This window comes from Brachybacterium sp. AOP42-C2-15 (assembly GCF_052377065.1).
Lineage (GTDB): Bacteria > Actinomycetota > Actinomycetes > Actinomycetales > Dermabacteraceae > Brachybacterium.
On record NZ_JBQSWK010000033.1, the window covers coordinates 33,361 to 40,809 of the forward strand.

Consider the following 7,449-nt stretch of genomic DNA (forward strand, 5'->3'; position numbering starts at 1 on the left):
GCTCCAGGACGCGGTCCCCTCAGAATCAGTTTCCAGTCCATCGAGTTGAACCGGACCTTTCGGAGTGACGATGGTGATCGTCGCGAAGCTGCGTGCGTCGAAGCAGGTGCCAGTGATAGTCACGGAGGACCCGAGTTCGATCGACTGAGCGCTGACCGAAGCACTCGGATTCATCCCCTCACACGCCGCCCCGCCCTGCATCGGAGCGATCTCCGCCGGTGCCGGCTCCGCCTGAGCGGCCGCGGGGCCCACGAGGCAGGCCGCGACGAGGAGGAGTCCCGCACCGCCACGGAGGGCGGTCCGGTCACTACGGACGATCATCGGAACTCCTCAGAAGACATTTGGAACCAGTCATACTGTATGAGGCGATGCCGCCGCGTGGGTCCCGAGGAGTTCATCTCGGGGCAAACTTTTCATGAACACCTGTCACGGTGGTCACTCGGAGGAGCACGACATGACCCAGGACGACGTCGCCGTCGAGGCCCCCCATGACCCGTGGCATCCGCAGAACCGGGCCCGCGAGCTGGGTGTCGGACTCACCCAGGAGCAGGCGCGCGAGATCGCCACCGAGGCCGAATCGGTGATCCGCGAGATCGCGACCATCGTCGAGGGCAAGGACGAGGTGGCCCGGATCGCCGTGCTGGTGCTGCTGGCCGGCGGTCACCTGCTGATCGAGGACATCCCGGGCGTGGGCAAGACGATGCTCGCCAAGTCCCTGGCCGCAGCGCTCGGCGCCGAGCGTCACCGCATCCAGTTCACCCCCGACCTGCTGCCCGGGGATGTCACCGGCGCGAGCGTGTTCAACCAGGCCACCAGCGAGTTCGAGTTCCGCCCCGGGGCGGTGTTCACCCAGATCCTGCTGGCCGACGAGATCAACCGCGCCTCCCCGAAGACTCAGTCCGCGCTGCTCGAGGCGATGGAGGAGCGGCAGGTCAGCGTCGACGGCACCACCTACCCTCTGGCCGAGCCGTTCATGGTGGTCGCCACCGCCAACCCCGTGGAGATGGAGGGCACCTACCGGCTGCCCGAGGCGCAGCGCGACCGCTTCCTGGCCCAGACCACCATGGGCTACCCGGTGGCATCGGCCGAGGTGCGGATGCTCGCCGCCCAAGCCGGACCGGTGCGCGACGGGGACCACGACCTGGTCGATGCCGTCACCGAGCGCACCAGGCCGGAACAGATCGCCGCCCACGTACGTGCGGTCCGCAGCGTCTACGCCTCCCCGGTGATCCTGGAGTACGTCGTGCGGCTGGCTGAGGCCACCCGCTCCCACCCGCAGGTCACCCTCGGCGCCTCACCGCGCGCTGCGGTGCACCTGGTGCGCGCCGCGAAGGCGAACGCCGTGCTCGCCCGGCGCACCTTCGTCACCCCGGAGGACGTCGCCGCCGTGATCATGCCCGTGTGGCGTCACCGCATGCACCTCACCCCCCAGGCCCTCTCCCGTGGGGCCAGCGCCGGGGAGCTGGTCGACCAGGTGCTGCGCAGCACCCCGCAGGCGTGAATCCGCGCCCCGGCACCCGCTTCCGCCCCACCGGGCGCGGCATCGTCGTGCTCGTGGGCTGCGGGGCGCTGTGGGTGCTGGGCGACCTGGCCCGGGTGACGCCCCTGCGCCAGCTCGCCGCCGCTCTGCTGCTGATGCTGGTGATCGGCGCGATCGGGATCGCGGTGAGCAGCGTGGGCCTGCGCCCCACTCGCCGCCTGGTGGACGACGCCGTCCCCGTCGGCTCCGTCGCCCGGGTGATGCTCGAGCTCACCGGGACCGCCTGGATCACCGTGGTCCCGCTGGGCCGCGGCATCGCCCGCGAGCACCTGCCCGAGGAGCTCGGCGGCCAGGGAGACCTGCCGCTGAACAGGCAGATGCCGCACGTGCTGCGCGTCGGCCGCCGTGGCGCCCACGAGCTCGGCCCCTACTCCCTGATCGTGCGCGACGTGCTGGGGCTGTTCCACCTGCGCCGCACCGTCGAGGACGGCCTGGCGCTGACCGGGCTGCCGGTGGTCTCCGAGATGGCCCCGGCTGCCGAGCGCGCCACCGGCATCACCCGCGAGGGCGCATTCAGCGCCGCCCCCGCCCCGGGTGTCGGCGAGATCGGACCCATCGCCCGCCCCTACGCCAGCGGCGACGACATCCGCCGCATCCACTGGCGCGCGAGCGCCCGCACCGGCCAGCTGATGACCCGTGAGGACGAACCCGCCGCCGGCCACAGCGCCGTGATCGTGCTGGATACCAGCCGCCGCGAGAACCCCTCCGGCCAGGTCGAGGACGCGCTCGTCTCCCACGCCGCGACCGTGCTGGACGCGCTGGGCCTGAACGGCTGGGAGGTGCGGATCGTGGACGCCTCCGGGGACGAGATCACCCGCAGCGGCCGCCGCCGCGGCATCCCCGGCCCCTCGCCGCTGGGCAGCGAAGCGGACGCCGTCGAGCAGCGCGCCTCCCTTCTCGCCCTCGCGGAGGTGGACTTCGACGACGACGCCTCCGGCGGTATCGGCCAGGATCACGCCGCCGGCCACACCGCGCTCGCGATAGCCCTGGGGCCAGATGACGGCGAACCCTTCTCGGGCCTGGACCTGGACCGCTTCGCAGGCCGCTCCACCCACCGCACCGCGATCGCGCTGCGCCCCGCCCTCGAGGACGACGGAGACGAGGCGCCGCACCCGCCTCCGGCCCGCCGCATCGGCCCGGCCGACGGCGAGGACTTCGGCCACGCCCATGAGCAGCACGTCCGCGAGCTGCAGACGATCCGCGCCCGGCACACCCCCACCCAGTCCCAGTTCGGGGCCTGGACCCTGGTGCGGGGCACCACCGCCGACACCCTCGATGACCTGCTGACCACCGCCGAGGAGGAAGCGCCGTGAGCCCCCTGATGGGCCGGCCCACCCTCGAAGGCCTCCACCTGATCGGCCGCGCCCTGCTGCTGCTGGCCGCCCTGCTGCTCGCCTCCGCCCCCACCTCCCAGCTGCTGGCGGGCTCCTCCTGGCTGCTGCTGACGCTCACCGCCTCCGCCCCGGTCATCCTCGGCGGGATCGTGCTGCGACGCCTGCTGCGCCCCCTGATGCTGGTGCCCCTGGCCCAGCTGGGGCTGATCGTGGTGCTGGTGCTGGTGGTCGAGATCGCCCAGGGCCTCACCCGCTGGCAGCACGGCCCGCTCCAGGTGCTCCGCGACCAGGGCGAGATCTTCAGCCGCGGAGTCAACGAACTGGTCACCGGCATGGCCCCGCTGACCCTCGGCGCGCCCGGCACCGTGCTCGTGGTGGCGGTGATCGCGCTGGTGACGCTGCTGCTGGACCTGATGTACCTGGACCTGGGATGGCACACCCCCACCGGTCTGCTGCTGATGGGCGCGATCCTGGTGCCCGCACTCCAGCAGCCCTCCGGTGGTCCCTGGTGGCATGTCACCGCCCCCGTCCTCGCCGGTGTCGCCATCCTCGCCACCCGCACCGTCCACGCAGATCCGAGCTACATCCGCGGGGATCGTCGGCCGCAGGCGGGCCCCGCCGCCCACCCCGGCCGCACCCTCGCCGTGACCGTGCTCTGCGTGGCGCTGGTGGCGGGGCTCAGCCCGCTGCTGGCCCCTGCGCTGCCGCAGCTGGCGCCCGCACGGATCGCCCTGAACATGGACCTGCTGCAGCGCTGGCAGGACCCCGACGCCCCGGCGCTCGGCGCGGTGATGATCGACGACGACGTCTCCGTGCGCCGCTCGCTCCTCCAGCAGGAGGACACCGAGGTGCTGCGCTACACCACCACCGCCGAGGATCCTTCCTACCTGCGCCTGCGCGCCCTGAACCGCTTCGACGGCGAGACGTTCCGCGGCGACGTCGAGGGGGAGGGGCTGGTGCTCGGTCGCGCCGCCTTCAGCGACTCCCGCGATGACGGAGTGGCTGTGCACGGCAGCGCCGACGACTTCATCGACACCACCATCGACATCACCAGCTTCGCCGGTGATCGCCTCCCCGTGCCGGACAACGTGCGCGAGATCCAGGCCTCAGACCGGGACCTGAACCGGGCGATGATCCTCCAGCCCTCCCACGGAGAGGTCGCCCTGAACCATGTCTCCGCAGGGTTGATCGGGGAGCGTTACAGCGTCGCCTCCGAGCAGCGCAGCTCGACCGCCGAGCAGCTGCGTGCCGTGGATCCCGCCGTGTTCGAGCAGCCCTTCGAGGTGGGCTACACCTCCCAGGACGAGGTGCCCGAGGTCGCCACCGAGCTCGCCACCACCGTCGCCGCCAGCGCGGGCGCCGAGAACGGCTTCGACACCGCCGTCGCCTATCAGGACTACTTCCGCAACTCCTTCGCCTACTCGCTCACGGTCAACTCCGCCCCGGGCGAGGACCCGCTGGAGTCCTTCCTCACCGACCGCATCGGATACTGCGAGCAGTTCGCCGCGGCGTTCGCACTGATGATGACCTCACAGGGCTACCCCGCCCGCGTGGTCATCGGCTTCACCGCCGGAGAGCAGGACGGCGACGAATGGAGGGTCAGCGCGAAGAACGCCCACGCCTGGCCCGAGGTGTGGTTCGGCCCCGAGCACGGCTGGGTGCGCTTCGAGCCGACCCCGGCCGCCGCGGCGAACGGCGTGAACCCGCCCGGTGTCACCGACGCGAGCACCCCGCAGGACGCCCCCGATTCCGCACCCGAGGACCCGGAGGAGTCGGATCAGCCCACCGAGGAGACGCCCAGCAGCGAGGAGGGCACCACCGACGAGCAGACCACCGAGGACACCTCCGCCGCGGAGACGTCCGACGGCGGCGGCGCGGGCCCCTCCGAGGAGACCGTGGAGCGCCTCGGCGGAGGCGTGATGGGCATCCTCGGGATCGGCACGCTGCTGGCCGCGGCCGCTGCGGCAGCAGTGATCCTGATCCGACGCCGCCGAATGCAGGCCCGTGACGAGCGCTGGGCAGCGCTGCTGGGACGGGGCAGCGGCGCGGGGCGAGGCGGCCCTGGCGGAGGCGGTACTGGCGGTGACGGCGCTGGTGGTGACGGCGCTGGGGGAGACGGTGCTGGCGGAGTCGCGAACGCCTCGGCCCTGGCCGCCGAGCGGATGCATCGCCGCGCCGGAGAGCTGGCCTGGTCGGAGCTGACCCGCGAGCTGGCCGTGCGGGAGACTGCGATCCGCTGGCTCAGCATCACCGGAGCCTGGGGACGGCCGCCCCTCCGGATCCGGCTCGACCCCGCACTGCCGCCTGCCCGTGCCCTCACGGACCTGCTCGACCAGATCGGCGCCGGTACGCTCGACGTCACCGCCGAGCAGCGCGCCGCCGCCGCCCGCATCGCCGCCGCCTACACCGACGCGACTTACGCCGCGCCCCTGCCGGACGAGCCCACCCCGGCGCCCGCCTCAGCGCCCGCCCCGGGCCCCGCCTCAGCGCCCGCCCCGGGCTCGGAGAGTTCTTCCACGCCCTCGCCCGCGCCCGCGTCGGCGCAGAGTGAGCGGCCTCGACATCCGCTGCGCAACGACTCGGACCAGGTCATCGAGCTCATCCGCAACGCCCGGTGACGGCCTTCCCCCGGTGACCGGCCCCGGTGGCGCGGCGTCCCTGTAACCCGACAGGCATGTGCGCTCTGCTTTCCAGAGGTGGAAGGAGAGCGCACATGTCTTGCGAGTCCGCCAGATGGCGCACGCTCAGCCCTTCACCGCGCCCTCCGAGAGGCCGGAGATGAAGTGGCGCTGGTTGAGCAGGAACACCAGCAACACCGGGACGGTGACGATGATCGTCGCGGCCATCAACGGGGCGTACTGGATGTTGCCGCTCTGGCTGAAGCCGGTCAGGGCCAGCTGCACTGTCTGGCTCTTGGGGGACGAGGAGACCACCAGCGGCCAGAGCAGGTCGTCCCACACCCCGGTGAACGAGAAGATCGCGACCACCGCGATGATCGGCTTGGACAGAGGCATGAAGATCGACCAGAAGATCCGCAGCTCGCCCGCACCGTCGATGCGTGCCGCCTCGGACAGCTCCGGGCTCATCCCCTTGTAGAACTGGCGCACCAGGAAGATGCTCATGGTCCCCACTAGGTAGGGGATCGCGATGCCGCCGAGAGAGTCGACCAGCCCGCTGCCGCCGCGGCCCAGAATGTCGTTTCCGCCCATGAGGGGGAAGTTCGAGACCATCAGGAACAGCGGGATAAGGGTGACCGCGACCGGGATCGCGGCGGTGGCGATCACCACGTAGAACAGCACATTGCTGCCGCGGAAGGGCAGGTGGGCGAAGGCGTATCCGGCAGCGACCGTGATCAGGCAGTTGGTCAGCACCGACAGCAGCGCCACCAGCGTCGAGTTCAGGAAGGCCCGGCTCAGGTTGCCGACGGTGAGCGCGGTGACGAAGTTGTCGAGCGTCGGCGAGTCGGGCCACAGCTTCACATCCCGGAAGGCGGCCTCCGCAGGGGTGAACGCAAGGCTCACCATCCAGAGGAACGGGAAGAGCACCAGCGCCGTGGCGATGAGGAGCAAGAGTAAGTTCAGGATCCGAGTCCGGCCGGTCCGGGTGACCCGGAATCGCCGAGGTCGGAGTGTGGAAGCAGTGCTCATCGTGCCTTCAGTGCTCATCGTTCCCTCCCGGCGCGCAGCGCGATCAGTGTGAGTCCTGCGATGAACGCGAACAGCACGAAGGCCATGGCCGAGGCGGAGCCCATGCTGCTGTAGTCGAAGGCCTCGGTGTAGATCAGATAGTTCACGGTGGTGGTGGAGTCCAACGGCCCGCCAGAAGTCAGCACGAAGATCTCCGCGAAGCTCTGGGACAGGAAGATGATGTCCATCGCCACCACGTAGACGAGCATCGGGCGCAGCCCCGGCAGGGTGACATAGCGGAACTGCTGCCAGCGGCTTGAGCCGTCGATGCTCGCGGCCTCATAAAGCTCCTTCGGGATGGTCTGCAGCCCAGCCAGCAGCAGCACCATGTTGGAGCCGAGCGCCTTCCAGATCCGCATCACGGAGACCCCGTTCAGGGCCGTCTCCGGATCGTTCAGCCATCGCTGCGGCCCCATCCCGATCACCTCGAGAAGGTCGTTGAACAGGCCGTTCTGCGAGTACATCCACAGCCAGATCATGCTCACGGCGGTGAGCGAGACGATGTGGGGGATGTAGAGGGCTGTGCGGAAAAGGCCCACGCCGCGAAACGGACGGTTCGCCAGCAGCGCGAGGACGAGGGCGATCGCCACCGTGAAGGGCAGGACCTGCAGGGTGTAGCGCAGGGTCACCCACAGGGCGTTGAGGAAGTCTGCATCCTTCAGCAGCCCCAGGTAGTTATCGAGCCCGATGAAGGTGGGGGCTCCGCGTTGCAGCGGGCTGTACCTGGTGAAGCTGAGCAGGAATCCGTAGACCACCGGGATCAGCTGGAAGACGATCACGTACAGGACCGCCGGAGCGACCAGGATCATCCCGGCGCGTGCCCGGGCTCGCTGCAGGGGCCGACGACGGCGGGGCGCCCCCGCGGCGCCGTCGGCTCGTGCGCCCGGAC

Annotated in this window: 5 protein-coding genes; 3 read left to right on the forward strand and 2 right to left on the reverse strand. The window is 70.8% G+C overall.

Going from position 1 to position 7,449, the window contains the following annotated elements; translation table 11 throughout:
* The first annotated feature begins 454 nt into the window (after positions 1–454).
* From ACT3SQ_RS15530 to ACT3SQ_RS15540, 3 genes are read left to right on the forward strand one after another with little or no spacing between them, the layout of a single operon-like run.
* On the forward strand, positions 455–1,501 hold the full coding sequence (locus tag ACT3SQ_RS15530) for an AAA family ATPase (protein ID WP_441445029.1): 1,047 nt from the start codon (positions 455–457) through the stop codon (positions 1,499–1,501).
* A complete protein-coding gene (locus tag ACT3SQ_RS15535) occupies positions 1,498–2,853 on the forward strand; it encodes a DUF58 domain-containing protein (protein WP_441445028.1) in 1,356 nt (451 codons plus the stop codon). The genes ACT3SQ_RS15530 and ACT3SQ_RS15535 overlap by 4 nt, the downstream gene beginning before the upstream one ends.
* On the forward strand, positions 2,850–5,492 hold the full coding sequence (locus ACT3SQ_RS15540) for a transglutaminase family protein (protein WP_444601360.1): 2,643 nt from the start codon (positions 2,850–2,852) through the stop codon (positions 5,490–5,492). The genes ACT3SQ_RS15535 and ACT3SQ_RS15540 overlap by 4 nt, the downstream gene beginning before the upstream one ends.
* A gap of 126 nt (positions 5,493–5,618) precedes the next feature.
* On the opposite strand, the gene ACT3SQ_RS15545 is transcribed toward ACT3SQ_RS15540, so the two are convergent.
* Positions 5,619–6,443 carry a carbohydrate ABC transporter permease gene (locus ACT3SQ_RS15545; RefSeq protein ID WP_441445026.1) on the reverse strand — a complete coding sequence of 275 codons (825 nt, stop codon included), beginning with the start codon at positions 6,441–6,443 and terminating at the stop codon, positions 5,619–5,621.
* Positions 6,444–6,535: 92 nt separating this feature from the next.
* Positions 6,536–7,449, reverse strand: a 914-nt coding sequence (locus ACT3SQ_RS15550) for a carbohydrate ABC transporter permease (RefSeq protein WP_444601361.1), incomplete at its 5' end; no start/stop codon positions are given.

Coding starts and splice junctions, on each gene's coding strand:
- ACT3SQ_RS15530 (WP_441445029.1), top strand. CDS start 455: ATGACCCAGGACGACGTCGCCGTCGAGGCCCCCCATGACCCGTGGCAT.